At 71.2% G+C, this 22179-nt stretch carries 28 protein-coding genes; 19 read left to right on the forward strand and 9 right to left on the reverse strand.

The window, feature by feature from the left end; all coding sequences use genetic code 11:
- The first annotated feature begins 125 nt into the window (after nt 1-125).
- The 3 genes from IO29_RS26465 to IO29_RS26475 all read left to right on the forward strand — a co-directional run bounded on the left by IO29_RS26465 (nt 126) and on the right by IO29_RS26475 (nt 1696).
- Complete coding sequence (locus IO29_RS26465; protein WP_030382481.1) at nt 126-971, forward strand: sulfurtransferase; 846 nt, start codon at nt 126-128, stop codon at nt 969-971.
- Between the two features lie 58 nt (nt 972-1029).
- Nucleotides 1030-1317: a DUF1416 domain-containing protein gene (locus IO29_RS26470; protein WP_030382482.1), complete on the forward strand. Its 288-nt coding sequence runs from the start codon at nt 1030-1032 to the stop codon at nt 1315-1317.
- A 121-nt stretch (nt 1318-1438) separates the two neighbouring features.
- Nucleotides 1439-1696, forward strand: a complete 258-nt coding sequence (locus IO29_RS26475; protein ID WP_030382483.1) for a DUF3099 domain-containing protein — start codon at nt 1439-1441, stop codon at nt 1694-1696.
- Nucleotides 1697-1767: 71 nt separating this feature from the next.
- On the opposite strand, the gene IO29_RS26480 is transcribed toward IO29_RS26475, so the two are convergent.
- The gene (locus IO29_RS26480) at nt 1768-2130 is read right to left on the reverse strand and encodes a DsrE family protein (protein WP_030382484.1); all 363 of its coding nucleotides are present in this window, start codon (nt 2128-2130) and stop codon (nt 1768-1770) included.
- Nucleotides 2131-2442: 312 nt separating this feature from the next.
- On the opposite strand from IO29_RS26480, the gene IO29_RS26485 reads away from it, so the two are divergent.
- The 6 genes from IO29_RS26485 (at nt 2443) to IO29_RS26515 (ending at nt 7325) form a co-directional block, all read left to right on the forward strand.
- On the forward strand, nt 2443-3102 hold the full coding sequence (locus tag IO29_RS26485) for a hypothetical protein (RefSeq protein WP_078618497.1): 660 nt from the start codon (nt 2443-2445) through the stop codon (nt 3100-3102).
- Nucleotides 3099-3950 (forward strand): hypothetical protein, encoded by an 852-nt coding sequence (locus tag IO29_RS26490; RefSeq protein ID WP_030382486.1) that lies wholly within the window; start codon nt 3099-3101, stop codon nt 3948-3950. Before IO29_RS26485 ends, IO29_RS26490 begins: the two co-directional genes overlap by 4 nt.
- Nucleotides 3947-4909, forward strand: coding sequence for a hypothetical protein (locus IO29_RS26495; protein ID WP_106969902.1), 963 nt, complete (start codon nt 3947-3949; stop codon nt 4907-4909). The genes IO29_RS26490 and IO29_RS26495 overlap by 4 nt, the downstream gene beginning before the upstream one ends.
- A 261-nt stretch (nt 4910-5170) precedes the next feature.
- Nucleotides 5171-5746 carry a heme-binding beta-barrel domain-containing protein gene (locus IO29_RS26505; protein WP_030382488.1) on the forward strand — a complete coding sequence of 192 codons (576 nt, stop codon included), beginning with the start codon at nt 5171-5173 and terminating at the stop codon, nt 5744-5746.
- A 90-nt stretch (nt 5747-5836) separates the two neighbouring features.
- Nucleotides 5837-6325, forward strand: a complete 489-nt coding sequence (locus IO29_RS26510; RefSeq protein ID WP_030994082.1) for a Fur family transcriptional regulator — start codon at nt 5837-5839, stop codon at nt 6323-6325.
- A gap of 34 nt (nt 6326-6359) precedes the next feature.
- On the forward strand, nt 6360-7325 hold the full coding sequence (locus IO29_RS26515) for a CAF17-like 4Fe-4S cluster assembly/insertion protein YgfZ (protein ID WP_030382490.1): 966 nt from the start codon (nt 6360-6362) through the stop codon (nt 7323-7325).
- An 18-nt stretch (nt 7326-7343) separates the two neighbouring features.
- Here IO29_RS26515 and dtd read toward each other — a convergent pair whose 3' ends face one another.
- Nucleotides 7344-7769 carry a D-aminoacyl-tRNA deacylase gene (gene dtd / locus IO29_RS26520; RefSeq protein ID WP_030382491.1) on the reverse strand — a complete coding sequence of 142 codons (426 nt, stop codon included), beginning with the start codon at nt 7767-7769 and terminating at the stop codon, nt 7344-7346.
- A gap of 196 nt (nt 7770-7965) precedes the next feature.
- Between dtd and IO29_RS26525 the strand changes: the two genes are divergently transcribed.
- The 3 genes from IO29_RS26525 to IO29_RS26535 all read left to right on the forward strand — a co-directional run bounded on the left by IO29_RS26525 (nt 7966) and on the right by IO29_RS26535 (nt 11487).
- Nucleotides 7966-8571: an RsiG family protein gene (locus IO29_RS26525; protein WP_030382492.1), complete on the forward strand. Its 606-nt coding sequence runs from the start codon at nt 7966-7968 to the stop codon at nt 8569-8571.
- 296 nt (nt 8572-8867) lie between these two features.
- Nucleotides 8868-10193, forward strand: coding sequence for a GNAT family N-acetyltransferase (locus tag IO29_RS26530; RefSeq protein WP_051707939.1), 1326 nt, complete (start codon nt 8868-8870; stop codon nt 10191-10193).
- Between the two features lie 451 nt (nt 10194-10644).
- Nucleotides 10645-11487, forward strand: a complete 843-nt coding sequence (locus tag IO29_RS26535; RefSeq protein ID WP_030382494.1) for a GntR family transcriptional regulator — start codon at nt 10645-10647, stop codon at nt 11485-11487.
- Here IO29_RS26535 and IO29_RS26540 read toward each other — a convergent pair.
- Nucleotides 11468-11656: a hypothetical protein gene (locus IO29_RS26540; RefSeq protein WP_030382495.1), complete on the reverse strand. Its 189-nt coding sequence runs from the start codon at nt 11654-11656 to the stop codon at nt 11468-11470. The two genes, IO29_RS26535 and IO29_RS26540, sit on opposite strands and share 20 nt — an antisense overlap.
- Before the next feature lie 178 nt (nt 11657-11834).
- Here IO29_RS26540 and IO29_RS26545 point away from each other — a divergent pair, with 178 nt between their 5' ends.
- The 5 genes from IO29_RS26545 to IO29_RS26565 all read left to right on the forward strand — a co-directional run bounded on the left by IO29_RS26545 (nt 11835) and on the right by IO29_RS26565 (nt 17495).
- Nucleotides 11835-12707, forward strand: a complete 873-nt coding sequence (locus IO29_RS26545) for a GntR family transcriptional regulator (protein WP_030382496.1) — start codon at nt 11835-11837, stop codon at nt 12705-12707.
- Nucleotides 12708-12736: 29 nt separating this feature from the next.
- Nucleotides 12737-13441, forward strand: a complete 705-nt coding sequence (locus tag IO29_RS26550; RefSeq protein WP_030382497.1) for an HAD family hydrolase — start codon at nt 12737-12739, stop codon at nt 13439-13441.
- A 167-nt stretch (nt 13442-13608) separates the two neighbouring features.
- Nucleotides 13609-14709, forward strand: coding sequence for a phosphotransferase family protein (locus IO29_RS26555; RefSeq protein ID WP_030382498.1), 1101 nt, complete (start codon nt 13609-13611; stop codon nt 14707-14709).
- A 28-nt stretch (nt 14710-14737) separates the two neighbouring features.
- Nucleotides 14738-15406, forward strand: coding sequence for a TetR/AcrR family transcriptional regulator (locus tag IO29_RS26560; protein ID WP_051707940.1), 669 nt, complete (start codon nt 14738-14740; stop codon nt 15404-15406).
- A gap of 40 nt (nt 15407-15446) precedes the next feature.
- Nucleotides 15447-17495, forward strand: a complete 2049-nt coding sequence (locus tag IO29_RS26565) for a HelD family protein (RefSeq protein ID WP_051707941.1) — start codon at nt 15447-15449, stop codon at nt 17493-17495.
- Here IO29_RS26565 and IO29_RS26570 read toward each other — a convergent pair.
- Nucleotides 17440-18003, reverse strand: coding sequence for a hypothetical protein (locus tag IO29_RS26570; RefSeq protein ID WP_030994080.1), 564 nt, complete (start codon nt 18001-18003; stop codon nt 17440-17442). The two genes, IO29_RS26565 and IO29_RS26570, sit on opposite strands and share 56 nt — an antisense overlap.
- A gap of 92 nt (nt 18004-18095) precedes the next feature.
- On the opposite strand from IO29_RS26570, the gene IO29_RS26575 reads away from it, so the two are divergent.
- Complete coding sequence (locus tag IO29_RS26575) at nt 18096-18299, forward strand: hypothetical protein (protein WP_158709378.1); 204 nt, start codon at nt 18096-18098, stop codon at nt 18297-18299.
- Between the two features lie 122 nt (nt 18300-18421).
- On the opposite strand, the gene IO29_RS26580 is transcribed toward IO29_RS26575, so the two are convergent.
- Together IO29_RS26580 and IO29_RS26585 are read right to left on the reverse strand one after the other, a co-directional pair.
- Nucleotides 18422-18790, reverse strand: a complete 369-nt coding sequence (locus tag IO29_RS26580; RefSeq protein ID WP_030382503.1) for a hypothetical protein — start codon at nt 18788-18790, stop codon at nt 18422-18424.
- Nucleotides 18787-19056 carry a hypothetical protein gene (locus tag IO29_RS26585; protein WP_030382504.1) on the reverse strand — a complete coding sequence of 90 codons (270 nt, stop codon included), beginning with the start codon at nt 19054-19056 and terminating at the stop codon, nt 18787-18789. The genes IO29_RS26580 and IO29_RS26585 overlap by 4 nt, the downstream gene beginning before the upstream one ends.
- Nucleotides 19057-19113: 57 nt before the next feature.
- Here IO29_RS26585 and IO29_RS26590 point away from each other — a divergent pair, with 57 nt between their 5' ends.
- On the forward strand, nt 19114-19725 hold the full coding sequence (locus tag IO29_RS26590; RefSeq protein ID WP_030382505.1) for a DUF4240 domain-containing protein: 612 nt from the start codon (nt 19114-19116) through the stop codon (nt 19723-19725).
- Between the two features lie 135 nt (nt 19726-19860).
- Here the strand turns inward: IO29_RS26590 and IO29_RS26595 are convergent, their stop codons facing one another.
- From IO29_RS26595 to IO29_RS26600, 3 genes are read right to left on the reverse strand one after another with little or no spacing between them, the layout of a single operon-like run.
- A complete protein-coding gene (locus IO29_RS26595; protein WP_234307656.1) occupies nt 19861-20943 on the reverse strand; it encodes an RNA-binding protein in 1083 nt (360 codons plus the stop codon).
- A complete protein-coding gene (locus IO29_RS39710) occupies nt 20937-21467 on the reverse strand; it encodes a DUF5958 family protein (protein ID WP_324608211.1) in 531 nt (176 codons plus the stop codon). Before IO29_RS39710 ends, IO29_RS26595 begins: the two co-directional genes overlap by 7 nt.
- A 7-nt stretch (nt 21468-21474) precedes the next feature.
- Nucleotides 21475-21969 carry a hypothetical protein gene (locus IO29_RS26600; protein WP_199806960.1) on the reverse strand — a complete coding sequence of 165 codons (495 nt, stop codon included), beginning with the start codon at nt 21967-21969 and terminating at the stop codon, nt 21475-21477.
- Nucleotides 21970-22179: the final 210 nt, after the last annotated feature.

Here is a 22179-nt window from a genome sequence, read left to right on the forward strand (position 1 = left end):
CGTTCCCCCACGGCGCCCTCGCCCCCGAGGCCCCGCCCCGCGCCGTACGCGCCCCTCGCGGGCACGGCCGCGCGCCCCGCACCCACCCGCATCATCCCGCCGCAACTGCCCCGGAGGAGAAAAGCATGAGCCGCAGCGACGTACTGGTCGACGCCGACTGGGTCCAGGCGCACCTGGACGACCCGAAGGTGGCCATCGTCGAGGTCGACGAGGACACCGCCGCGTACGACAAGAACCACATCAAGAACGCGATCCGCATCGACTGGACCAAGGACCTCCAGGACCCGGTCCGCCGCGACTTCGTCGACCAGGAGGGCTTCGAGAAGCTCCTGTCGGCCAAGGGCATCGCCAATGACACCACCGTCGTCCTCTACGGCGGCAACAACAACTGGTTCGCCTCGTACGCGTACTGGTACTTCAAGCTCTACGGCCACCAGGACGTCAAGCTCCTCGACGGTGGCCGCAAGAAGTGGGAGCTGGACTCCCGCGACCTGGTCGACGGCTCCGAGGTCCCCAGCCGCCCGGTCACGCAGTACAAGGCCAAGCCGCAGGACGCCTCGATCCGCGCCTTCCGCGACGACGTCGTCAACGCGATCGGCTCGAAGAACCTCGTCGACGTGCGCTCGCCCGACGAGTTCTCCGGCAAGCTGCTCGCCCCGGCCCACCTGCCGCAGGAGCAGTCGCAGCGCCCGGGCCACGTCCCGACGGCCGCGAACATCCCGTGGTCGAAGAACGCCAACGACGACGGCACCTTCAAGTCGGACGACGAGCTCAAGGAGCTCTACACCGCCGAGAACGTGGACCTCGCCAAGGACACCATCGCCTACTGCCGCATCGGTGAGCGCTCCGCGCTGACCTGGTTCGTCCTGCACGAGCTGCTCGGCCAGGAGAACGTCAAGAACTACGACGGCTCCTGGACGGAGTACGGCTCCCTCGTGGGCGTGCCGATCGAGCTCGGCACCGGCAAGTAACCCGCACGACCGACGACACCGACACCCCGACCTTTCAAGACCTCTTCAGGAGTACGACATGTGTGGAGCGAAGGCCGGCGGCCCGGACGCCTCGACGATCAAGGCCGGTGAGACCACCATCCAGGGTCAGGTGACCCGTGACGGCGAGCCGGTGACCGGCTACGTCCGCCTGCTGGACTCGACCGGCGAGTTCACCGCGGAGGTCCCCACCTCCGCGACGGGGCAGTTCCGCTTCTACGCGGCCGAGGGCACCTGGACCGTACGGGCCCTGGTTCCCGGCGGCACCGCGGACCGCACGGTCGTCGCCCAGCAGGGCGGCCTCGCGGAGGTCGCGATCGCGGTCTGAGCGTCTGAGCGCACCTCTGAGTGCGCGGGGCGCGCACGCGTCCCGAACGGCGGAAGGGCCGCACCCACCGGGAACTCCCGGAGGGTGCGGCCCTTCGCCGGTCCGGCCTACGCTGAGAAGCATGTACGCACGCCGGCGCCGGACGTACTTCGTGATGATGGGGACCTGCATCGCGCTCTTCGTGCTGGCCTGGGGAGTCGTACGGCTCTGGTCGGTCCCGGCGGCCATCGGGATGTGCGTGGTGGCGATGGTCATCCCGCCGGCGGCCGCGATCCTCGCCAACCGGCGCGGCCCCGACGACCGCTGGTGGGACGACCCCTCCGGCGACCCCAAGTCCGACGAGTGGTGGGACGAGCTGGACGGCAGGAAGCGCCGGTAGCGCCGGTAGCGCTTTTCCCGTCCCGTCCTGTCCTGTCCCGTCCTGTCCGTCCGGCCGTCCGGCCGTCCGTCTCAGTAGACGAGCGCCTGCGTCTCGTCCGCCATCGCCTCCTGCACGAACACCTGCGCGCCCGCGATCCGGACGCCCTCGATGACGTCCTTCTCGGTGAGGTCCCGGCGGGCGGCGCACTGCGTGCAGAGCGTGATGCGGCCCGCCGCCATGATCGACTCGATCAGGCCGGGCAGCGGCGCGGCGTGCGGCAGCTCGAACTCCGCGGCCCGCCCCGGCACCGCGAACCACGCGGACTCGCCGGTCAGCCACAGGGACACGTCCACACCACTGGCGACGGCCACGGCCGCCACCGTGAACGCCTGCGAGCAGCGTTCGGGCGCGTCCGCCCCCGCCGTCACCTTGATCACGAGCTTCTTCGCCATGCCCGAATCGTAATCAACGCGTCTACAACCGGGAACGGGGCCTATGGGTCTTCTGTGCCGCACGGGACGGAATCCGTGCTTCACCTTTTTGTGGGGGACGTCTTGGAACGACCCGAAGAAAGACCCGACGCGCCAAAAGCGCCTGATGAATCACTTGTTGCGCCAGTTGTTGCACCTCCTGTCGAACCTCCTGCCGAACCGCCTGTTGCACCTCCTGTTGAACCTCCCGCCGAACCCCCTGTCGCGTCCTCCGCGGAACCGTCCGCGCCGGTCCGGCGGCGGCGTGGTCCGCTGCTGGTCGCCGGGGCCGCCGTGCTCGGGCTGGTCGCCGGGGCCTGCGCCGGGTACCTGATCCAGGCCGACCGCGCGCCGACGAAGCTGCCCTCCCTCTCCCAGCCCGCCGTCAAGCAGGCCAAGGGCGAGCCGGAGCCGCTCTCCGCCGCGCGGGACGCCCGGCTGCGGACCGACGGCGATCTGCGCAAGCTGCTGCTGAAGAAGCCGGCCGGCGCCAAGGACGCGGAGTGGCTCGCGGGAGCGGACGGCTGGCTGGACCAGGCCACGTACGCCGAGACCTACGAGAAGCCCGCCGGCGCCTTCAAGCAGGCGTCGGACGAGGAGTTCCGCCGGGCCGCCGTCGTCGGCTGGGAAACGGGCGGCGACAGCACCGTGGAGATCCGGCTGGTGCAGTACCGGCAGGAGGAGTCGCTGGCGGCCGAAGAGGACAATTCGAACAACCAGTACTGGGCCGACCGGCAGAGCGGCACCCGGAGTTGGGCGCTGCCCGGCACGCGGGACGGCCGTGCGTATGTGCACAGCCGGCCCGAGACGAAGGCCGGCTATCTGCCGCTGTACCACGCGGAGGCGTACGCCTGGCGTGGCGACGTCTGCCTGGAGATCTACGTCACCGGCGGCAAGCCGGTCACCAAGGCCACCGTCATGCGCCTGGCCGAACGTCAGCTGGAGCGCCTGTGAGTCACGAAGAACCCACCCCGCCGGTCCCGGACACGGCTCCGGCCGCGGTCCCGGTACCGGAAGCGGTTCCGGTTCCGGTACCGGAGACGAGTCCGACCCCGGTCGCCCGCCCCGCCGGGCGTGCCCGGGTGCTGCGGATCGTCGGGGCCGCCGTGCTCGCGCTCGCCGTCGTCGGCGGGGTCGGGTACACCGCCGTCGCCGTCGACGGGGCCGACCGTGACGCGGGCGCCCCCGACTGGGAGTTCCCCGAGGGGAAGGGCGACGGCCACAAGGCGCCCGCCGCCTCCGGGCTCGCCGCACTGCTCGTGCCGTACGGCAGCGACAGCACCACCGGCTTCGGGCGCGGTCCCGACCTCGGCGAGTACGGCGCGGACGCCGAGCTCAGCGGGGCCCGGGCCACCGCCCTGCGCAAGGAGGTGCTGCGCGACCTGCCCCGCTCCCAGCGCAGGCAGCTGGAACGGCAGATCGACAAGCAGCACATCAAGGGCATGGCGATGCGCAGCTACCTCGACCGCACCTGGGACTCGGCCGCCACCGTGAGCATCACGCTGGTCCGCATGGACCGCTCCTCCGTGCGGGCAGCGGCCGCCGGCCAGGACCAACTCTTCGACGCCCTGGGCGACGTCCTGCGCGCGGGGCCCAGGATCAAGGGGCACAAGGACGCGCGGTGCTACCGGCCGCCGAAGGACACCGGCGACGACCTGGACATGATGTACTGCTACGCCCCTCAGGGAGACGTCCTGGTCACGGCCACGGTGGACGGCGTGGCCCCGTTGAAGGCCGAGGGAGCCACACAGCTCCTCAAGGACCAGCTCGACCGCATCGCGGAGCCGGGGGAGGCGGTATGACCGACCAGCAGCAGGAGACACCGGTGGGGCAGGGGACGCCGGTGGGGCAGGAGACACCCGTCCCGGAGCAGGCCCCCCTCCAGGAGGCTCCCGCCCCGGAGCAGGCCCCCGTCCAGGAGACTCCCGTCCAGGAGGCCCCCGTCTCGGAGGCCCCCGTCCAGGAACAGCCCCCCATCCCCGCGGCCCCGCCCAAGAAGGAGCGCCGCGCGCTGTGGGCGGCCCTGCGCTGGACCGCCGCCGTCGCCGTGTTCGCGGCGGTCGGGGTGTCCACGGCGTACGGCATCACACGCGCCGACCGCACGGACCTGCCCGGTCTCGCCACCGCCTCGGACGGCCGCTGGGACTACCCGGAGCTGACCCGGCCGCCGCTGCCCTCCGGCAGCCCCGGCCCCTTCGACGAGGGCAACAGGGCCGGCACGCACTACGCCGACCTGCGCGGCCTCGTCCTGCCCGCCCCGAAGGGCGCGACCGCCGACAAGGCGCTGCGCGGCACCGACGGCTGGCTGGCGACGAAGGACTTCCTGGCGGCGTACGCCGACAAGGACGACCGGGAGACCCTCGGCGGCCTGCTCGCCGACCGCGCGCTGCGGCACGTCGCCGCCCGGGGCTGGACCACGTCCGACGGCACGCACACCCGGATCTACCTGTTGCAGTTCAACACGGCGGCCGTCGCGGAAGACCTGTTCCTTGACGAGCTGTCGGGCGCCGTCAGCCCGCCGTACGCCCTGCGCGGGGCCGGGGATTCCGTCTTCGACGAGCACTGGCCCGACAAGGCCGTCATACGGGACGTGCACCGCTCCACCTACGTCGAGGCCAAGCCGTACGGCGCCGAGCAGGTGCGGCAGGCGTACCTCTCCGCCGGGGACGTGGTCGCGCTGATCACGCAGTCCCGCGAGGGCAGCGCGAAGGCCGTCCCGTTCCAGCAGACGGTGGTGCTCCAGGGCCAGCTCCTGAGCTGACCGGCGGCCGAACGGCCCGGAGAGCAGGGCCGGACCCCGGCCGCGTAAGCTGGGGTCCGGCCCTGTGGGGCCACCGCCGTGTCCGTACGTACCGCTCGTATCGCTCGTACCACTCGTACCGCTCGCCCGAGGAGCACCCTGTGGAGATCTTCTTCGAAACCCTGCTGGTCCTGGTCTGCGTCGGCGTGCTCGCCTTCGCGTACCTGACCGTGAAGAAGCTGTACCAGGGCCAGCGCTGACCGTCGTCCAGGAGCTCCGCTCATGATCGAGATCCCGTCCGACCTCCACAAGAGCCTCGTCCCGCTCGTCTTCCTGCTCGGCGACTGGGCCGGCGCGGGCGTGCACGACTTCCCCGGCTCCGAGAAGTGCAACTTCGGCCAGGAGGTCTCCTTCAGCCACGACGGCCGGGACTTCCTGGAGTACCACTCGCGCAGCTGGGTGCTGGACGGCGAGGGCAACAAGGTCCGGCCGCTGGAGACCGAGTCCGGCTACTGGCGGATCGACGCCGACCGCAAGGTCGAGGTCACCATGGTCCGCGACGACGGTGTCGTCGAGGTCTGGTACGGCGAGCTGGCCGCCAAGAAGCCGCAGGTCGACCTGGCCACCGACGCCGTCGCCCGCACCGCCGCCTCCGGCCCGTACACCGGCGGCAAGCGGCTGTACGGGTACGTCAACAGCGACCTGATGTGGGTCGGCGAGAAGCAGACGCCCGACGTCGAGCTGCGCCCCTACATGTCGGCCCACCTGAAGAAGGTCGTCACCCCGGAGGACGTCGAGCGCTGGGCCAAGGCCCTGCCCGAGGACATGCCGGACGACGGGATCGCGTTCTTCAAGTGACGGCCCCGGCGCCGCCGGAATCCGCCGTCGGAACAGCCCTCTGTCCACAGGCCCCCGTGGGTGTCCGCGCGGGGTCCTAGACTGGTCCCCGTGGTAGCCACCGACTGGAAAACCGATCTGCGGCAGCGCGGTTACCGGCTGACGCCGCAGCGGCAGCTCGTGCTCGAAGCGGTCGACACCCTGGAGCACGCGACTCCCGACGACATCCTGGCCGAGGTGCGCAGAACCGCCTCCGGGGTGAACATCTCCACGGTCTACCGGACCCTGGAGCTGCTGGAGGAGCTGGAGCTCGTCTCGCACGCGCACCTCGGGCACGGGGCGCCGACCTACCACCTCGCCGACCGCCATCACCATCTGCACCTGGTGTGCCGGGACTGCACCAACGTCATCGAGGCCGATGTGGGGGTGGCCGCCGAGTTCACCGCCAAGCTGCGTGCCGAGTTCGGGTTCGACACCGACATGAAGCACTTCGCGATCTTCGGCCGCTGCGAGGCGTGCACGCGCCGGGCCCAGGGCGGGGCATCGGAAAGCCGGGGCGGGGCCCCGGGGCACCGGGGCGGGACGGCGGGGGAGAAATAAACGGGGCGGTCATCCGGTCGTAGGCTGTATGACCATGAAGAGCCCTCTGCTGTCCCTGCCCGGCGCCGTCCCCGCCGAGGGCGTGGACGAAGGCGTCGCCGCCCACTACGGCGACCTGTTCCGCGAGCAGCGCGCACTCGCCGACGGCGCCGGATTCGTCGACCTCTCCCACCGCGGCGTCGTCACGGTCACCGGTGCGGACCGGCTGAGCTGGCTGCATCTGCTGCTCACCCAGCACGTCAGCGACCTCCCCGCGCACGAGGCCACCGAGGCGCTCATCCTCTCCCCGCACGGCCATATCGAACACGCGCTCTACCTGGTCGACGACGGCGAGACCACCTGGGCGCACATCGAACCCGGCACCCAGGAGGCGCTGCTCGCCTACCTGGAATCGATGAAGTTCTTCTACCGGGTCGAGGTCGCCGACCGCACCGCGGACTACGCCGTCGTCCACCAGCCCGCCGGTTCCATCGCCGAGGTGCCGGACGGCGTCGTCGTCCGCGAGACGCCGTACGGCCGCGAGCTGTTCCTGCCCCGGGGCGACCTGGAGGCGTACGCCGCCGGGCACGGGCCCGCGGCCGGGCTGCTGGCGTACGAGGCGCTGCGCGTGGAGCACCACCGCCCGCGCCTCGGCTTCGAGACCGACCACCGCACCATCCCGCACGAGCTGGGCTGGATCGCCACCGCCGTCCACTTGCAGAAGGGCTGCTACCGGGGCCAGGAGACGGTCGCCCGGGTGCACAACCTGGGCAAGCCGCCGCGCCGGCTGGTCTTCCTGCACCTCGACGGCAGCGAGGTGCACCTGCCGCCGCACGGCACGGAGCTGCGGCTGGCGTCGGAGGGCGCCGACGGCCGCAAGATCGGCTTCGTCACCACGTCCGTACGCCACCACGAGCTGGGCCCGGTCGCGCTCGCCCTGGTCAAGCGGAACGTCCCCGTCGACGCCCCGCTGCTCGCCGACACGACGGCGGCGGCCCAGGAGACCGTCGTCGAGCCCTGAGTTCCCCGCCGGGCGCTCTCACATCTCCAGCAGGACGGTGAACGGGCCGTCGTTCGTCAGCGACACCCGCATACGGGCCCCGAACCGGCCCGTCGCCACCGTCGCCCCCAACGCGCGCAGTTGGGCGACGACTTCGTCGACCAGCGGCTCGGCGACGGGTCCGGGCGCCGCCGCGTTCCACGTCGGGCGGCGCCCCTTGCGGGCGTCCCCGTAGAGGGTGAACTGGCTGACGACCAGCAGCGGCGCGTCGATGTCGCTGCACGACTTCTCGTCCCCCAGCATCCGCAGCGTCCACAGCTTGCGGGCCAGTTGCGCCGCCTTCTCCTTGGTGTCCTCGTGGGTGACGCCCACCAGGACGCACAGCCCCTCGCCCTCGATCGCGCCGACCGTCTCGCCGTCGACGACGACCTCGGCGCCGTCCACCCTCTGCACCACCGCTCGCATGGGCACCATGATGCCGTGCGCACGGTGTACGACCTCGGGGGGTACCCGAAGGGGATTCCTCTCGCTCCTTAACCGTCCATCCGGGGCTGTTCGGGGGCACTCGGTCATAAAGCGGCCATCGGGGATGGCACGATGCGTGGTGCGGTCGCACCCGTCGGGTGCGCCGCGCCGGTCGAGGGGACGGTGGAGCAGCAGCATGACCACACCGAGCATCGGGCAGCAGCCCGACATGGCGTCGTTGGCCCGTACGGTGCGGGCGGGGGAGCACCGGCCGCCGGTGCAGCGCACGGACAGCCCGCTGCCCGCGGAGCCGCCGGAGCCGGACCTCCGTGCCCTGAGCCTGCCCGAGCTGCGCACCCTGCGCCGGGATGCCCAGCAGGACGAGGCGGACCTGAGTTACGTACGACGGCTGCTGCAAGGGCGCATCGACATCCTGCGCGCGGAACTCGCCCGGCGCGGGGGGACGGCCGCGCCGGAGGACGGCTTCGTCAAGCGGCTGACGGCGATCCTGACGGACGCGCCGGCCGCGCAGCGCTCGTCGGCGCGGCATGTGACGGTGGGGACGCCGCAGAGCGAGGAGTACCGGCGGCTGGCGGCGGAGATGCTCGGCGAGGTCGAACTCTCCGACCCCCGGGCCCGCACGGACGAGGAACTCACCACGGTCCTCACCCGCCTCGCCCGCTACGAGGGCCACATCTCCCACCGCCGCCGCACCCTCCAACGCACGACCGACCACTGCACCAAGGAAATCGCCCGCCGCTACAGAGAGGGCGAGGCGCAGGTGGAGGACTTGCTGGGGTAAAGGGGCGCGGGGTTGTGTTGTCCGCGCGGCTCCGCCACGGGGGCGCGACCACCACCGCGCCCCAAAGGGGCGCGGGGCTGTGTCGATTTGCGGCTACCGCCGCGCGGCCGCGAGCTGCCACCGCGCCCCGACAGGGGCGCGGGGAACTGCGCGACCAGCCCCCACCCACCCACACCCGACAACGCACCCCCGGGGTCCAAGGGGCAGAGCCCCTTGAAGGGACGGGAAGGGTAGGGGCGGCGGGGGCGAGAAAAACCCATGCGACACCCACACCCACCTCCTCCTAGCGTGACCGCATGACCACACCCACACCCACACCCACACCCACGGCCACACCCACATCCCCCTCCGACACCCACCCCCTGGACATCCGCCCCCTCACCACCCCCGAGATCCCCACCTGGCTCCACACCCAGAACAACGTCTTCCTCCGCGCCACGGACCCCACCTCCCCCGAGGCCAACCCCCCGGCCCTGGCCGACCGCGCCACCCACATAGACCCCACCCGCACCCTCGCCGCCTTCGACCCCACCGCCCCCCACCCCTGCGTCGCCACCTTCCGCTCCTTCCCCCAGCAGCTCACGGCCGTCGGCGGCACCTCCGTCCCCGCCGACGCCATCACCAACGTCGGCGTCAGCCCCACCCACCGCCGCCGCGGCATCCTGAGCCGCATGATGTCCCGCGACCTCACCGCCGCGAAGGACCGCGGCGACGTCGTCGCCACGCTCATCGCCACCGAGTACCCGATCTACGGCCGCTTCGGCTTCGGCCCCGCCGCCCACACCGCCGAGTGGACCGTCGACGTCCCCCGCTCCGGCCTCGACCCCCGCCGCCCCGTCCCCGACGACGGCGGCCGGATCGACCTCGTCCGCGGCGCGGACGTCCGCACGCTCGGCCCCGCCCTGCACGACCGCCTCCGCGCCGCCCAGCCCGGCGCCGTCGACCGCTCCGACCTCTGGTGGCGCCTGGCCACCGGCGCCGAACGGTTCGGCCGGTCCTGGACGGAGCCGTTCCACGCCGTCTACCGCTCGGCCTCCGGCGAACTGGAGGGCCTGGTGACGTACACCTGCGACGACGACTGGGGCGGCGGCCGGCAGCCGCAGGTCACCGCACAGGTCAGGAGCCTGATCGCGACCACCCCGGCCGCCGAGCGGGCCCTGTGGCACCACCTCTGCGCGATCGACTGGGTGACCCGCGTCAGGAGCGGCCACCGCGCCCCCGACGACCTGCTGCCGCACCTCCTCCCCGACCCGCGCGCCGCCCGCCTCACCACCCTCGCCGACTGGCTGTGGGTACGGATCCTGGACGTCGTACGGGCCCTGGAGGCACGCACGTACGAAGGGGAGGGGACGCTCGTCCTGGAGGTGCTCGACCCGGCCGGACTCGCCGGCGGCCGCTACCGGCTGGAGGCGGCCGCGGACGGCGCCCACTGCGCGCCGACGACCGAGGACCCCGATCTCACCCTCGCCGTCGGCGACCTCGCGCCGCTGTGGCTCGGCGACGACACCGCCGCCCGGCTCGCCGCCCTCGGCAGGGTCCGGGAACAGCGAGAGGGCGCCGTCCGACTGGCCGACGCCCTGCTGCGCACGTCCCGGCGACCCTGGTGCCCGGACGTCTTCTGACGCCTCGTGTCCCGCGCCTCGCGACGGTGACGGCGTCTGTTCGGTTGTGGCTGTGCGTGGTGTGCCGTATGCGGTTGTGGCTGTGCGGTGGTGACGTTGTTCGGTTGTGGCTGTGCGGGTGGTGCGGACGGGCCGAGCTCCCGGCTCCCCTCCGGAAGGGAGTGCGACCGGCCGGACCGGGTGAGCCGGGGCCGGCGGTCCCGTCGTCCAGGACCGCCACTGCCGTGCCAAGTCGGCCGAACGACCAAGTTGGCGACCAACTCAACCTAAGTTATCTCCACTTGGAGACGTCTTATAACCACCCTCCCATGAACTGCCCCGAGATGGCGAGAAGTTGTAGGGTTTGGCCGTGAAGCCGGGACACGCTCCGGAACGACCCGAACACGCACCGGGCCCCGCCCCCGTCAACGGGCGCGGGACGCCCCCGGAACCGCGCCGCCCCGCGCGCGAGGTGGCCGACGTGCTGCGCGCCCGGATCGTCTCCGGGCAGCTGCGGCCGGGCGCGCGCATGCCGACACAGGCGGTCCTGGCCGAGGAGTTCGGGGTGGAGCGCGGCACGGTGCGGCAGGCGCTGCGCGTATTGCAGTCCGAGGGCCTGCTCGCGGGCGTCTCCAAGGGCAGCCCGGCGACCGTCGCGCCGGATGCCGGGCTGCGCGCGCCGGGCGGTCCGGGCGCCGAGCCCCGGCCCACCACGGTCGCCCTGGCCCCGCGCATTTCGGCCGCGTTCGCCGCGCCCCACGTGGAGATCGACGCCCTGTGTCTGACGTCGATCTCGCTGACCCTGGCCATGGGGGAGCCGTTGCGGCAGATTCACGCGGGGCGCATCAAACCGGCCAAGGTCGACGTGCGGGTGCTGCTGCCGCGCCGGGACATCGCGCTCGCCTTCCCGACGCCGGTGGCCGGCGCCGGCGACGAGGTGCACCGCCGCTGGCTCGCCCAGCGCAACGCGCAGAGCCAGGTGCTCCGGCACAATCTGCTGGCCCTGCGCGGCACCCACGGCATCGACGTGCACGTCACCTTCCGGGCGCTGCCGTTCACCCCGCCGGTGAAGCTGTATCTGCTCAACGGCACGGAGGCGCTGTTCGCGTACTACACGGTGACGCGCCGCGAGGCCGAGATCGACGACGAGGCGCGGGAGATGTACGACGCGGAGGGCACGCAGGTCGTGCTGTTCCCGTTCGCCCAGGGCGACGGGCCGCGGGACACGACCTTCGTCGAGCAGTCCCGCCTGTGGTTCGACGCGCTGTGGGAGACGATCAGCTCGGACCTGGACCTCACAGCGTCGGCCCGGTGATCAGCAGTGCGAGGACGACCACGCCGAGCGAACTGCACGTGGCGTTCCTGGCCTTGATCCCGATGGTGAGCAGCACCAGCCCGACGAGGCCCATCGGTCCGTACCGCCACTGCAAGAACTGTTCGAGGCCGGCTGTGAACACGGTGCTCAGGAGGATCTGGACGGGCATGGTGGCACCCCCTTCAGGGCGGACGGGGCGGCGCGGGTGCCGGCGAGGCCGGGAGGAACCAGGCCTTCCGCCAACTCAACCAAGTTGGTTGCCAACTTGGTTGTAGATATTCCCAGTTGGTCGCTACTTCAAAACAAGTCGCAAACAACTCGTCCGAGATGGAGGAAAGTTGTAACGTTTGGTCGTGCCCCAGCAAAGAGCCGAGCGAGCCGAGAAGCGCTCGCCCCAGGAAATCGCCGACGCGTTGCGGGAGCGCATCCGCGCCGGTGAGCTCAAGGCGGGCGACCGGCTGCCCACCCAGGCCGAGCTGGCCGGTGAGTTCGAGGTGGAGCGCGGCACCGTCCGCCAGGCCCTGCGCGTGCTCCAGGACGACGGCCTGCTGAGCAACGTCAGCAAGGGCAGCCCGCCGCGCATAGCCGAGGCCGCGCCGGTCCGGGACGAGCCCCGGCCGACCATGGTGGCCCTGGCCCCGCGCCTGGTGGAGGCGTTCTCCTCGCCGCACGTCCGGGTGGACGCGGCCTGTCTGACCGCCGAGACGCTGATGGTGGCGCTCGGCGAACCGGTCCGCATGATCCACGAGGGCCGGCTCCGCCCCCGCTCCATCGACGTGCGCATCCTGCTGCCGTCCCGGAAGATCGACCTGGCGTTCCCGGTCCCGGTCGACGGCCGCGGCGAGGACGACGCCGTCCACCGGCGCTGGCTGATCCAGCGCAACTCCCAGGGCCACGTCCTCCAGCACAACCTGCTGTCCCTGCGCGCCACGCACGGCATCGACGTCCAGGTCACCTTCCGCGCCCTGCCGTTCACCCCGCCGATGAAGCTGTACCTGCTCAACGGCGGGGAGGCCCTGATCGCGTACTACATGCTGACCCGCCGCGAGGAGGAGATGGAGAGCGGCACCCTGGAGATGTACGACGCCCTGGGCTCCCAGTCCCTCCTCTTCTCCTTCGAGAAACGCAGCGGCCACCGGGACTCGGCCTTCGTCGACCAGTCGCAGAAGTGGTTCGACGCCCTCTGGGAAACCATCACGTCGGACCTGACACTCTCCTAGTGACTCCTGAAACGACGCAGACTGATCCGGTGACAGCAGAGACCGAGAACGTCCGAGAACTCGTCACCCGTGCCCGTTTCGTGCTGTGGGACTTCGACGGGCCGATCTGCCGGCTCTTCGCGGGGCACCCGGCGGAGCAGGTGGCCCGGGAGATGCGCGGCTGGCTGGAGGGCCAGGGCCTGCTCCACCTGCTGACCGAGGAGGAACGGCGGGACGACGACCCGCATGTGATCCTCCGGGCCGCCGACGAACGCCACCCCGGCAGCGACCTCGTCACGGCGCTGGAGGAGCTGCTGACCCACCACGAGCTCCTCGCCGTCCCCCGGGCGCGGCCGACACCGTACGCGGACCCGGTGATACGCACCTGGACCGCGGTGGGCGCACGGCTCGCGGTCACCACGAACAACTCCGCGCGCACGGCCACGGCCTACCTCCGCGGCCGCGGCCTCCTCGGCTGCTTCGCCCCCCACATCTACGGCCGCACGGACGAACTCCACCAGCTCAAGCCGGACCCGCACCACCTCAACCGCGCCCTCGGCGCCCTCGGCGCGGCCCCCGAGGACGCCCTGATGATCGGCGACAGCCCCTCCGACGCCCAGGCCGCCGCCCACGCGGGCGTCCCCTTCCTGGGCTACGCCCGCAACGACGAGAAGGACAAGGCCCTGCGCGCCACGGACGCCACCACGGTCGTCGCCTCCCTGGAACAGGTACTGGCCGTCCTGCGGTCACTGTGAGGGGCGGCCGTCCTCGGGCCGTCCGCACGTGTGCTCGCCCCGTCACCCTCTTGGCACGTCAGGTGCCACCTGGGCAACCGGATCTGGCAGCATGCTCGTTCACGGGGGAGTACCGTGCTTCACTTCCACACCACTGGTGTGCACTCAGCCCGAGGAAATGACGAACCATGTCATCCGAACGTGACTCCTCTCCCGCGCGGGTCCGCGCCGCTGAGATGAGCGGCGACCCGAACGCGGTCGAGGGGCCGCTGGAGGGCTACCACCACGAGACGTATGTGATCCCGCTGCCCGAGGCGGTGTCCGGCGGGGACGCGGGGCGCGGCAAGTGCCGGTCGCCGCGGGAGAACCTGCTCTGGTTCGACCGCCGTTGCTTCGTGTCCGAGGAGCGGCTGCTGCTCGCGCTGCGCGAGCGGGTGGACGGGGCCGCGATCCCCCGCGTCTACGCGGTCTCGGACGAGACGTTTCTCCAGGAGTTCATCGAGGGCCGGACGCTCGGTGACCTGCACCCGTCCGGCGAGCAGGTTCCCGACGCGCTCGTCGACCAGGTCTTCGCACTGTTCGAGCAGCTGGCGGACATCTCCCCCGACGACCTGTCCGTGGAGCGGAGGTGCACCCCGGAGGACCGCTCCGACGACCACGACTGCGCGGGCTTCCTGGAGCGGCTCGTCCTCTTCGCCGAGGAGCGCGTCTACCGGTACAACCGCCGGCGCCTCGGCACCCTCTTCGCGGACCTCGGCCTGAGCGACGGCTGCTTCACCGCGCTGCGGGAACGCGTCGCCGGGCTGCGGCCGCGCCGCTTCTGTCTGCTCCACGCCGACCTGCACCGCGAGAACTTCGTCGTGGACGCGGGCGGCGGCCTGTGGACCATCGACTGGGAGCTGGCGATGTTCGGCGACCCCCTCTACGACCTCGCCACCCACCTCTACCTGATGCGCTACCCGCGCTGGCAGCACCGGCTCGTCGCCAAGCGGTGGGCCCAGGTCATGGAGGAGCGCTGGGCCGGAACCGCCTGGGAGGGCGGCACCAAGGGCTGGGAGGAGGACCTGGAGAAGCTGCTCGACTTCAAGCGGGCCCAGTCCGTGTTCACGGACGTCGTCCGGGCCACCGAGTTCCTCACCGGCGGCTCCGGCCACGACGACGGCATCCTCGTCCGCGAGGCCCACCGCGTGCACGCCGTCCTCACCGCCGCCGAACGCCCCCTCCGCCTTTCCGCCGTACCTTCCCCGGAACGCATCGCCACAGCCCTGGACCGGGCGACCCGCGGGTGAGGTGCGCTCGCTGCGTAGGGTCGGCGGTATGAGGGAGAAGGTCACGGAGGGCGCGGACGGCGCGGACGGCGGGGACGGCGGTGCCTCGGGTGTCGTCGGGCTGCGGGAGCGGAAGCGGTTGCGGATGTACCGGGAGGTGTCCGAGACCGCGATCGCGCTGTTCCTGGAGAAGGGGTTCGACGCCGTGTCCGTCGCGGAGGTGGCCGCCGCGGCGGAGATCTCCAAGCCGACGCTGTTCCGGTACTTCCCCACCAAGGAGGACCTGGTCCTGCACCGGTTCGCCGACCACGAGACGGAGCCGGCCCGGGTCGTCGCCGCCCGCGGCGGAGGCACCTCGCCCATCGCCGCGCTGCGCGCCCGGTTCCTCGACGGCCTCGACCGCCGCGACCCCGTCACCGGGCTCAACGACGCCCCCGCCGTCCTCGACTTCCACCGCCTCCTCTACGGCACCCCCGCCCTCGCCGCCCGCCTCCACGGCTACCTCGAACGCTCCGAGACCGCGCTCGCCGAAGCGCTCGGCGGCGGACTGGACGCCCGGCTCGCCGCTGCCCAGATCATCGCCGTGCAGCGGGTCCTCGCGCTGGAGAACTGGCGGCGGATGGCGGCGGGGGAGCGGGCGGACGACGTCCACGGGGACGCCGTCGCGGCGGCCGAGCGGGCGTTCGAACGGCTCGACGACTGTGTGCTACTCGGTTAAAAAAGTTACTCGGTAACGAAATCTCGCGTACGCTGCGGGCATGCCTTCCGCCGTGCCCCCACCCGCCCCCCTCCGCCACGAACGCGCCCACCACGACGCCTGCCGCGCCGCGCTCGCCGCGATGGTCGCCGGGGCCGAGGAGCAGGTCGTCGTCGGGGCGGACGTATCCGCCTCCGGCGCCGACGCCGAGGTGCTGGGCAGACAGCTCCGCGGGCAGGCCCGGGACCTGCGGGAACTCCCAAAGGGGCCGCTGTTCTTCGGGCGGCTCGACTTCGCCGACGACGCCCCGGAGCACGCCGGGCAGAGCTACCACATCGGCCGGCTCCGCATCTCCGAGCACCCCGCCGCCCCACCCCTCGTCATCGACTGGCGCGCCCCCGTCTCGCGCGCCTTCTACCAGGCGAGCGCCGGCGACCCCCAGGGCGTCGCGGTCCGCCGCCGCTTTGGCTGGGCAGCCGGCAGCCGCGGTGACTCGGCCGATCTGACGGGGTTCGAGGACGAGCCCCTCGGCGGGCGGGACACACGGACGGCCGCGGCCCCCGGCCGCATCCTCACCGCCGAGATCGAGCGGCCCCGCCTCGGCCCGATGCGCGACATCGCCGCCACCATCCAGCCCGAGCAGGACGACCTCGTCCGCGCCGGCCTGTCCACCACCCTGTGCGTCCAGGGCGCCCCCGGCACCGGCAAGACCGCCGTCGGGCTGCACCGCGCCGCGTACCTCCTCTACACCCACCCCCAGCGCATCCGCCGCGGCGGACTGCTCGTCCTCGGGCCCAACCGCACCTTCCTCTCGTACATCGCCGAGGTGCTCCCGGCCCTCGGCGAGAGCGGCGTACGGCAGTCCACGCTCGCCGACGAGATCGCCCGGCACCCGGTCACCGCCGAGGACGACGCCCGTACCGCCGCCGTCAAGCACGACCCCCGGACGGCGGAGGTCCTGCGCCGGGCCCTGTACGCCCGGGTGGGCGCGGACGCCGCGACGGAGCTGACAGTGCCCGACGGCTCGTACCGCTGGCGCGTGAGCGGCGAGACCCTGCGGGGGATCGTGGCGGACGTACGCGCCGAGGAGCCGCCGTACGCGGTGGGGCGCGAGCGGGTGCGCACGCGGATCGCGCATCACGTGCGGGCGCGGGCCGAGCGGCGGTCCGGACCGCGCGGTGCCGCCTGGCTGCGGCGCGTCTCGCACTGCCGTCCGATGACCGCGTACATCGACCAGGTGTGGCCGCGGGTGCGCCCGGAGGAGGTGCTCGCGGACCTGCTCGGCGACGAGGCGGTGCTCGCGGCGGCGGCCGACGGGCTGCTGGACGCCGGCGAGCAGAAGGCGCTCCGATGGCCCCGGCCACCCCGTTCGTACCGCTCGGCACGCTGGTCGGCGGCCGACCTCGTCCTGCTCGACGAGCTGGCCGGGCTGATCGAGCACCCGGAGGGCTACGCCCACGTCGTCGTCGACGAGGCGCAGGACCTCTCGCCGATGGAGTGCCGGGCGATCGCCCGGCGGGCCGTCTTCGGCTCGCTCACCGTCCTCGGCGACCTCGCCCAGGGCACCACCCCCTGGTCCGCGCGCGACTGGCCGGCCCTCCTCGCCCACCTGGACCGGCCCGACGCCGCCGTGATCCCGCTGACGACCGGCTTCCGCGTGCCGGAGGCCGTCGTCGGCCTGGCCAATCGGCTGCTGGACCGGCTCGGCGTGGACGTGCCGCGCGCCCGGTCACTGCGCCGGGACGGCGAGCTGACCGTCCGCCGGGTCGAGCGGGCCGAGGAGCTGGACGCCGCGGTCGTCGGGGCGGTCCGGGCGGCGCTCACGCACGAGGGGTCGATCGGGGTGATCACCGCCGAGCGGGACGCCGCGCGCGTCCGGGCCGTCCTCACCGCCGCCGGCATCGGGGCGGCGGGCCCGGAACAGCCGGCCGCCCCGGTCGTCGTCGTGCCGGCGGGCGCGGTCAAGGGCCTGGAGTACGACCACGTGGTCGCCGTCGAGCCGGCCGCGATCGCCGAGGCCGAGCCGCGCGGCCCGCACCGCCTCTACGTCGTCCTCACCCGCGCGGTCTCCCGCCTGGACGTGCTGCACAGCCGCCCCCTGCCCTGGTAGGAGAGGACCCCGCCACCACCGGCCGAAGGCCACACACGCCGGCCCCCGGGCCGACGATCACCGAGACGACGCCGTACGTCAGCGGGTTGCGGAACAAGGGGGGCCGGTCGTCGGCGGCGGCGGCGCCGGGGATGAGGCCGCCGGTGATGCCGAGCGGGTTGATGTCGACCAGGATCGACGCCAGCGCCTCCGCGAGGACGGCCCCGACGGGTGGGGCGCCGTCGGCGACGACCGCGGGGACCAGCGGCATCGTGGTCGCGAAGACGGCGATGGAGCCGGCCGCGAACGAGGTGCGACCGGTGATGCAGCAGAGCACCAGCAGGCTCTGCATCGGTGAGCCCCCCACCCGCAGCAGATCGCTGATCCGGGCCGAAGGCGCCCATCGCCCATGTCCCGCATCAGCCCCGACGTAGGTGAGCAGGCCCCCGATGAGCAGCACGATGTTCCATGGGATGCGGGAGACGATCTCGCCCCGGTTCCAGCCGCAGGGCAAGCTGCTGGGCGACACCGCGGTGAGCCTCGGCTCCCCCGGCGGCCCGCGCCGCGTCGGCCGCCTCCGTCGACTGCGCGCCGGGACCGCCGGGCGTGGTGAGCGGGGGCGTGGCCGACGCGAGCCGCCCTCTCGACACCACGCCTGTGCGCGGCCCCACCAGCAGGCGCCCCGTCGCAACGACGACCCCGGCCACCAGCCCGCCGGCGAAGAAGGTGACCGGCGCGGAGCGCCGCGAAGAGCGCGACGAGCACGAGGACGGAGACGTCACCCCGGCCTCGTTCAGGAGCTTGGTCGGCTCGGCCAGGGCGTGACCGGCCACAGAAGCGGCCACCCCGGCCCTCGACTGTCCCGTCTTAGTTGAGGCGAACCATGACGAGGCGTTGACCGGCAGTGGTTCATCTTGAGTGAGACGCTGTTCGGTGCGTCGTCTCACTCAACCTGAGGTCTGTGAGTCCTGCGCTGCTTCACGCTCGGCAGCGAACTCGTCGAGGAGCTCGAACAGGGCCTTGATCGCCTGCTGTTCGTCCTCAAGCGGAAGATTCCACAAGTCGTCCCAGCCGTTCGGGAGGGCGATGTGGAGGATTTGGCCCGGCCAGGCGTGGTTGCAGTCGCGTCCGCGACGGGCGACGAGCCAGTCGTGCCAGCCGGTGAGCCCGGGCCCACCGTGCCGGAGAGCATGCTGGTCATAACCAGTCAGGAACGCGGTCAGCATGTGGAAGGAGGGCTTGCCGGCGAACATGCCGGGACGTTGGCCGACGCTGACGAAGTACTCGCGTTCCGTCATCTCCGAGAGGGGCTTCATGTGTCCGTACCCTCCTCGTCAATGGCGCTGTCGCCCAGGTCTGGACGAAGCCTGCTGCGGGCCGCCTCCAGACGTTCGGCGTAGTCCGCCGAAAAGATCCCCGATAGCGATTTGTCGAGCGTTCCGGCCAGCCTATGAATGGGCGCCCAGACCGCCTCGTCGTCGACGAGACGGCTGAGGTCCGTCATCTGCACTCGCTCCAGCCAGTCCGACAGGACCAGCGCTTCATCAGAGGTGAGCTTGATGATGATCTCCGTGTTCTCCACTGCTCGAACATAGTTCGCCGACCCTGCGGTGTCAGAGGTGCCTGGCACAGTGCCGCCGTGGACATCGATTCCTTCTGGAAGCTCATCGAGGAGTGCCGGCGTCAAGCGCAGGGCCCGGAGGAGCGGCTCGCGTGGCTGCGTGGCGCATTGGCGCGAAGGTCGCCGGCTGAGGTTGTGCAGTTCCAGGTGCGCTTGGACGAGGTGACGCACGAGGCGTTCACGTGGGATCTCTGGGCTGCTGCGGAACGGATCTTCGGCGGCTGGTGTTCGGACGACGGATTCTGCTACTTCGGCCTGTGGATGGTGGGGATCGGTCGGGAGGCCTTCGTGCAGGCAGTAGCCGATCCCGACGCTCTGGCCGATACCCCTGAGGTTCAGTGCCTGGTGGCTCGCCCTCGCGAGCTCTGGAACGACGACTGGCCCGAGTGGGAGTTTCTCGACTATGTCGCCATGGAGGCGTATGGACTGCTCACTCGCGATGCTGATGACTGCGGCGATGCTTTCTACGAAGCAGTCGAAGCCGAGCAGGGTGCTGTAGGAGCCAGCCCAGGGCCGCTCGGCGAGCAGTGGGACGTGCGATGCGAAGACGAGGCGATGCGCAAACTGCCGAAGCTGAGCGCAATGTTTCCCCTACGGCCGCTGGGCTCGGTAGGCGCGAATGCGCTGTAGGGCCTCAGAAGTCCTGGCCAAATCTCAGACAGGATGCCCGCTGTCTGGCCACTGAGACACACACGTCAGCGGCGCTTCCCCGCACCCTCACCGTGGAGAGCTCAGAGGCCGGCCGCCCGCGGTGGCCGTGAGAGCTCATTTGGCCAAGTCGCTGACGGATTGTTCGGCCTGCCAGCGCGCACGCACGACTCCGTCTCTGTCGGGCATGACAGCGGAGAGTAGAGGGACACGCTCATCGGCGTACACGGGCAGAAGCGCTGCAGCGTCGGCATCGGATATTCGGCCAGCCAGCTCCGGAAATTCGTCGTCGGCAGCGACGACGCTGTGGATCTGACCTTCCTTGTCCTGCCAGACGCCCTCGATGATGCCCTCGGTGGGAAGGGCGCCGAGGATGGCGCTAACGTCGGAGGAGAGGGCTGGCCACACGGCCAGGCGGGCGCGGGGAGCGAGCCCGGCGCGAACCGTGTCGATGGTGTCGCACGTGAGGCGATGCCATCGCGAGGCGTTCTGGACGTATATCTCTTCCAAGAGTCCGGCGCGGCCGCAGCCAGCTGCGCTGTGCAGGCCGGCCCAGAAGTCGTTATCGCCTGGCCGTAGGACGCCTTCCTCCTCGGGCTCGAAGTCGTAGGGGGAAACGTCGAGGTGTTCTGGGAACAGCCCGAGTTCGCGGGCGCGAGCGAGAACTCCGTGGCAGGGTCGGCTGCTGCCGACGTAGAGGTACTGGTCCCACCCGACGTGCACTGCGAAAACGTCTTCCACCTCCAGTCGGCACCAGGCGCCGCTGTCGCGCAGCATGAGGCGAATCAGCTCCAGCCCGATGTCCAGAGGCATCTCTGCTCCGTCGTGGAAGTCGGCAAGACCGCCGGGAAGGAGCCTGTCGAGACCGAAGCCGTCCAGAGTTCTCTCAACGCCGAAATGAGCAAAAGACGAGACCTCCGGCTCGCGGACAGACAGATGGTCGATGCCGGTGTCCGCGGCGAACGCCTTGACCGCCTGAAGATAGGCCGCCTCGATCTCGCCGTGATCGCTGATGGAGTCCTCGGTGCCGGTGTAGTGCCCGTGATCGTCACGGTCGGCGGGGTCGTACTTGCTGACGCGATAGACGTAGGGGAGCTGCACATCGCCATCTTCCAGTGCTTGCTGAGGAAGTGCCACGGCATTTGAGACAAGGGCGTCGGTGAGCCCTCTGAGATCCATCCGAATCTTGCTGGTCAGCACGCTGCGTCATGACACGAGCGCGAGATCCTACAAGTGCAAGGGATCAGGCCGAGCCTTCGGGGGGGGGGGGGGGGGGGGACAGCCAGTCGATGCCACGCGTGGCCGCAACCGTCGGAGCAGAAGCGCTCTCGTCGACGTCCGTCGGCGACGGCCAGCACCGCGATCAGTAGCCGGAATGACTTGAGGCGCTCGTCGTGGGGAGCGAGGCTGGCGATCTTCCCGAGTTGCTGGTCGAGCTGCCCTTGTGAGATCAGAACTGCCGGTGTGTGCGTGGCGCGAAGTCCGGCGCGTCGGATACTTTCCGGGCCGTCCTCGGCGGTAGCGCGGGCCTGAATGCAGAAATGTGACAGGAGGCGCAGGGCGTGGGATTGCTCCTCAGCCGAGAGGCCCTCGAACCACTCGATCCCCTGTGGCATCGGCCGAAGCTCTTGGGCGAGTTCGTTGAGAATGATGTACGGATCAGCCATTCTCACGCCCCCTGTTGTGCTCGATTCACAGACTTCCCGGTCATCCAAGCAGTCCATCGGGTGCCTAGAAAGGAAGTTCGTCGGCTTCCAACGGCTCTGAGTACCCACGTACCCAGTGTCCGGGGATGGTGGCGCAGAGCGACTCCAGGTCGGCCGGCGTCCTTCCCCGGACGTGCAGCCAGCTGTGGTCGCTCAGTCCGTCGAGCCGCAAGAGTCTTCCGGGTCCGGAGAACCAGCGTACGGGGGAGTCTTCCGTGCCCGTCCACATCGGGTACTCGGGAAACTCCACCCGTGTGAACCGGCTCGGTAGCTCTCGAATCAGGTCGGCGGGAAGTTCGCAGGCGTTGTAGAGCCGTTCTTCGGGGCCAAGCAGCGTCTCGCTGAGTACCAGCTCGACGCAGGCCAGGGAGACCCGCTCCAGGAACCGGACCCAACCATCCTGTGACTGGACGAACACCGGCGGATCTTCCTGGTCGAGATCCCGCAGCCGCACTCCCCAGAATGCGCACCCCTGGTTCTCGCTGCGGAAGACGAGCACTCCGCCGAACTCGTCATGCACGAACAATTCGGAGGGCCGTAGTAGAGGGTCCTGGCTGCCGGTGAGGTCGTGACGCGTACCGAGAAGCGAGTACGCCTCACGCAGACGCGGTTGGCAACGTGAGCGAGAACGGACAGCTATCGCTGCGAGTCGCAGCCGGTGCCCGGGGTGGTGTGGCGCACTTTTGCAAGCGGCTGCTTGCAAAAGTTAGCGAAGGTGGGGCATGGTGGA

This window comes from Streptomyces sp. NRRL F-6676 (genome assembly GCF_000725625.1).
Classification (GTDB): Bacteria; Actinomycetota; Actinomycetes; order Streptomycetales; family Streptomycetaceae; genus Streptomyces.

What these genes read in the sequence shown, in the direction of transcription:
- IO29_RS26465 (WP_030382481.1), top strand. Translation starts at nt 126, where the DNA reads ATGAGCCGCAGCGACGTACTGGTCGACGCCGACTGGGTCCAGGCGCAC.
- IO29_RS26470 (WP_030382482.1), top strand. Translation starts at nt 1,030, where the DNA reads ATGTGTGGAGCGAAGGCCGGCGGCCCGGACGCCTCGACGATCAAGGCC.
- IO29_RS26475 (WP_030382483.1), top strand. Translation starts at nt 1,439, where the DNA reads ATGTACGCACGCCGGCGCCGGACGTACTTCGTGATGATGGGGACCTGC.
- IO29_RS26480 (WP_030382484.1), bottom strand. Translation starts at nt 2,130, where the DNA reads ATGGCGAAGAAGCTCGTGATCAAGGTGACGGCGGGGGCGGACGCGCCC.
- IO29_RS26495 (WP_106969902.1), top strand. Translation starts at nt 3,947, where the DNA reads ATGACCGACCAGCAGCAGGAGACACCGGTGGGGCAGGGGACGCCGGTG.
- IO29_RS26505 (WP_030382488.1), top strand. Translation starts at nt 5,171, where the DNA reads ATGATCGAGATCCCGTCCGACCTCCACAAGAGCCTCGTCCCGCTCGTC.
- IO29_RS26515 (WP_030382490.1), top strand. Translation starts at nt 6,360, where the DNA reads ATGAAGAGCCCTCTGCTGTCCCTGCCCGGCGCCGTCCCCGCCGAGGGC.
- dtd (WP_030382491.1), bottom strand. Translation starts at nt 7,769, where the DNA reads ATGCGAGCGGTGGTGCAGAGGGTGGACGGCGCCGAGGTCGTCGTCGAC.
- IO29_RS26525 (WP_030382492.1), top strand. Translation starts at nt 7,966, where the DNA reads ATGACCACACCGAGCATCGGGCAGCAGCCCGACATGGCGTCGTTGGCC.
- IO29_RS26530 (WP_051707939.1), top strand. Translation starts at nt 8,868, where the DNA reads ATGACCACACCCACACCCACACCCACACCCACGGCCACACCCACATCC.
- IO29_RS26540 (WP_030382495.1), bottom strand. Translation starts at nt 11,656, where the DNA reads ATGCCCGTCCAGATCCTCCTGAGCACCGTGTTCACAGCCGGCCTCGAA.
- IO29_RS26555 (WP_030382498.1), top strand. Translation starts at nt 13,609, where the DNA reads ATGTCATCCGAACGTGACTCCTCTCCCGCGCGGGTCCGCGCCGCTGAG.
- IO29_RS26560 (WP_051707940.1), top strand. Translation starts at nt 14,738, where the DNA reads ATGAGGGAGAAGGTCACGGAGGGCGCGGACGGCGCGGACGGCGGGGAC.
- IO29_RS26565 (WP_051707941.1), top strand. Translation starts at nt 15,447, where the DNA reads ATGCCTTCCGCCGTGCCCCCACCCGCCCCCCTCCGCCACGAACGCGCC.
- IO29_RS26580 (WP_030382503.1), bottom strand. Translation starts at nt 18,790, where the DNA reads ATGAAGCCCCTCTCGGAGATGACGGAACGCGAGTACTTCGTCAGCGTC.
- IO29_RS39710 (WP_324608211.1), bottom strand. Translation starts at nt 21,467, where the DNA reads ATGGACTGCTTGGATGACCGGGAAGTCTGTGAATCGAGCACAACAGGG.